The sequence below is a fragment of the Burkholderia sp. genome, assembly GCF_018375725.1.
Taxonomy (GTDB): Bacteria; Pseudomonadota; Gammaproteobacteria; order Burkholderiales; family Burkholderiaceae; genus Burkholderia.
In genome coordinates, this window is record NZ_JAHACR010000369.1 from 1 (window position 1) to 3,735 (window position 3,735).

Below are 3,735 nucleotides of genomic sequence, written 5' to 3' on the forward strand. Positions count from 1 at the left end.
CGGCCTGCTCGACCTGACCGACAACCTCGCGAACCAGGCGATCGTGCCGCCGCCCGACGTCGTGCGGCACGATCCCGACGATCCGTATCTGGTCGTCGCCGCCGACAAGGGCACGGCGACCTTCTCCGATTACGCGAACGCCATCTCGCACGAATACGGCTTCTGGCTCGACGATGCGTTCGCGTCGGGCGGCTCGGTCGGCTACGACCACAAGAAAATGGCGATCACCGCACGCGGCGCATGGGAATCGGTGAAACGGCATTTCCGCGAAATGGGCGTCGATACGCAGGCCGAGGATTTCACGGTGGTCGGCATCGGCGACATGTCGGGCGACGTATTCGGCAACGGCATGCTGCTGTCGCCGCACATCCGGCTCGTCGCGGCGTTCGATCACCGGCATATCTTCCTCGATCCGAATCCCGATCCGGAGAAGAGTCTGGCCGAACGCGCACGCCTCTTCGCGCTCGAACGCTCCAGCTGGGCCGACTACGACGCCGCGGCGATCTCGGCGGGCGGCGGCGTCTTTCCGCGCACCGCGAAGACGATCCCGCTGTCGCCCGAGATCCAGGCCGCGCTCGGCATCGACGCCGCCGCGCTCACGCCGAACGAGCTGATCCGCGCGATCCTGCAGGCGCCGGTCGATCTCCTCTACAACGGCGGCATCGGCACCTACGTCAAGGCCGCCCGCGAGACCAACGCGCAAGTCGGCGACCGCGCAAACGACGCCGTCCGCGTGAACGGCGCGGATCTGCGCTGCAAGGTCGTCGGCGAAGGCGGGAATCTCGGCTTCACGCAGTTCGGACGCATCGAGTTCGCGCAGTGCGGCGGACGCATCAATACCGACGCGATCGACAATTCCGCCGGCGTCGATTGTTCGGATCACGAAGTCAACATCAAGATCCTGCTCGGGCTGGTGGTCGCGGACGGCGAGATGACCGGGAAACAACGCAATGCGCTGCTCGCCGAAATGACCGACGAAGTCGGGCTGCTCGTGCTGCGCGACAACTATTACCAGACGCAGGCGCTGTCGATCGCGGGCCGCTACAGCGCCGAGATGCTCGACGCCGAGGCGCGCCTGATGCGCTGGCTCGAACGCGCGGGCCGCCTGAATCGCGCGATCGAGTTCCTGCCGACCGACGACGAGATCGCCGAGCGGCAGGCCGCGAGGCTCGGCCTCACGTCGCCGGAGCGCGCCGTGCTACTCGCGTACAGCAAGATGTGGCTCTACGACGCGCTGCTCGAATCCGACGTGCCCGAAGATCCGCTCGTCGCCCAGATGCTGGTCGACTATTTCCCGAAGCCGCTGCAACAGCGCTTCATCGAGCCGATGCGCCGTCATCCGCTGCGCCGCGAGATTCTCGCGACCCACCTGACGAACGCACTCGTCAATCGCGTCGGCTGCGCGTTCGTGCATCGTCTGATGGAGGAAACCGACGCCAAGCCGGGCGACATCGTGCGCGCGTGCATCATGGCGCGCGACGTGTTCGACCTCGACGAGATCTGGCGCGACATCGACGCACTCGACAACCGCGTCCCGGACGACGTGCAGGCGCGCATGTTCGTCGATGTGGCGCGGCTGCTCGAACGCTCCGCGCTGTGGTTCCTGCGGCATCTGCAGGCAGGCGCGTTGAACGACAGCGATGTCGGTACGCTGCTCGCGCGCTGCCGCGACGCCGCGCAGCAACTCGCGCCGCAACTGCCGGCGCTGCTGCCCGCGGCCGATCTGGACGCCTTGTCCGAGCGGCAGCGCGTGCTGGTGGAAGCCGGGTTCGACAGCGGGCTGGCGGTCCGCGTCGCGAGCGGCGAGATTTCCGCCGCGCTGCTCGACATCGCCGAGGTGGCCACCGCGTGCAACCGCAGCCTGGAACTCGTCGCGGGTGTCTACTTCGCGCTCGGCACCCTGCTCAACTACGGGTGGATCGGCGAACGCGCGATGTCGCTGCCCACGCCCACGCACTGGGACATGATGGCGCGTGCGGCCGCGCTCGCGGAACTGGCCCGCCTCAAGCGGGCACTCACGACAAGCGCGCTGACGCAGTCCCCCGAATCGACGACGCCCGAAACGATCGTCGAAGCATGGTGCGGCCGGCGCGAAACCGCGCTGGCGCGCTATGCGCAATTGCTGGCCGAGCTGCGCGCGACGGGCGGCGCAAGCCTGTCGATGCTGCTCGTGATCGTGCGGGAAATGGCGGTGCTGGAACGGGCCTGACGACAGTCGCGCCGCGCCGGCGCAGCGTGGACGGCGCGGCGGCCGGCCGTCAATGCGCGGCCGCGCTGCCCGATGCCGCGCTGTCCGATGCCGCGGCGGCCGATGCCGCGGCGGCCGATGCCGCGCGGCCGCCTGCTGCCAGCGGATCGCCACGCGCCGCAAGCCGCGCGAACAATGCCGCGAGATCGAAACCTGCCGGATCGATCCGCAACGTGTCGCGCAGACATGCCTCCCACGCCTCGGCATTGTCGAAGGTGACCGTCCGGGTATCGCCCGATACGTCGCGCAAGGTCAGCACATGATTGACGAGCGTCGCGCGGCCCTCCGGGAGGACGCGGCACGCGACCAGATCGTTGACGAACAGCGAATCGGGATACGTCGACGTGAACCAGTTCCCCGCCTCGTAATCGACCCACTCGGCCGGCTTCAGCGCAAACCGATAGACCGGCTGCCAGCCGCTCGCCGTTTCGAACGCCAGTTCGATCTCGCCCGGCACCGCGGCCTCGACGACCCGGAACGTGCCGTGCGGCGTCCGCTGGCTCACGCCCGGCGCATGACGCAGCGGCGCCGTCAGCGTCACGCCGCCGAAACCGATATCCGCAAACCAGATCTCGCCATCGAGATCGACGCGCAGCAGCATATGGGTCAGCGCGGTCGCCGCCTCCGGCGGCCGCATCCAGCACACGCGCGCGATCAGCGGCGTCACGCGAAACCCGATCTGCGTGAGCGCCGTGTAGAACAGCTTGTTCAACTCGAAGCAGTAGCCGCCGCGCCGCCGGTCGACCAGCTTGGCGACGATTGCCGGCACGTCGAGCGCAACACGCACGCCGGTCAGCGGATCGAGGTTCTCGAATGGAATGGCCTGAGGTTGCAGCCGATGCAGGCGACGCAGCACATCGAGCGTCGGCGTGGCGGGGCCGTCGTAGCCGATGCGTGCGAAGTAGCGGGACAGATCGAACGGCGGGTTCATGGGCCGGCACCGGTAGCGGGGACGCCACACGATAGCACCGGCCGGAATCCCCATGCAACGCAAGGGCATCGCAAGGGACGCCCGGGTGCATGGGGACATGGCAAGTCAAGGCAGCAGCTTCAGCGCCGAGGTCGCGACCGCCGGAATCGAGATGCCCTGGCTCGTCGCGAACTGGACGGCCTGGCTCAGCGTCGTCGCGAGCGACTGCAACTGGCCCGGCGCATTCTGCGCGATGTACGACGCGGCCTGCATGTTCTGCGGATTGAGGCCCGCCTGCAGCAGCGCCGCCGGATTCGCGCCGCCGAGATTGCCAAGCCCGGACTGCAATTGCGAATACTGCGTGAGACCCTGGCCGAGCGACGCGAGGCCGTTGCTGAACGCCTGCTTGTCGACCGGGCCGCGTGCGGCGCCGCCGTTCGCGAATGCCTGGCCCAGCGCCTGCGATACCGACTGCTGCGCACCGCCCATCTGCGACAGCGCGGCCGGCGTCAGCGCGTTGCCGCCGCCGAGCAGGCTCGCCGCCATCCACGCTGGCCGCCGCGTACCGACCCAGTCG

Annotated in this window: 2 protein-coding genes and 1 pseudogene; 1 reads left to right on the plus strand and 2 read right to left on the minus strand. The window is 68.6% G+C overall.

Going from position 1 to position 3,735, the window contains the following annotated elements; all coding sequences use genetic code 11:
* The coding region (locus KH616_RS22845) for an NAD-glutamate dehydrogenase domain-containing protein (protein ID WP_292252175.1) at positions 1-2,209 on the plus strand (2,209 nt) is incomplete at its 5' end.
* A gap of 49 nt (positions 2,210-2,258) precedes the next feature.
* Here KH616_RS22845 and KH616_RS22850 read toward each other — a convergent pair.
* The gene (locus tag KH616_RS22850; protein ID WP_292252176.1) at positions 2,259-3,179 is read right to left on the minus strand and encodes an arylamine N-acetyltransferase; all 921 of its coding nucleotides are present in this window, start codon (positions 3,177-3,179) and stop codon (positions 2,259-2,261) included.
* A 105-nt stretch (positions 3,180-3,284) separates the two neighbouring features.
* A pseudogene (locus KH616_RS22855) lies at positions 3,285-3,735 on the minus strand (hypothetical protein); the annotation flags it as partial.

What these genes read in the sequence shown, in the direction of transcription:
- KH616_RS22850 (WP_292252176.1), bottom strand. Translation starts at nt 3,179, where the DNA reads ATGAACCCGCCGTTCGATCTGTCCCGCTACTTCGCACGCATCGGCTAC.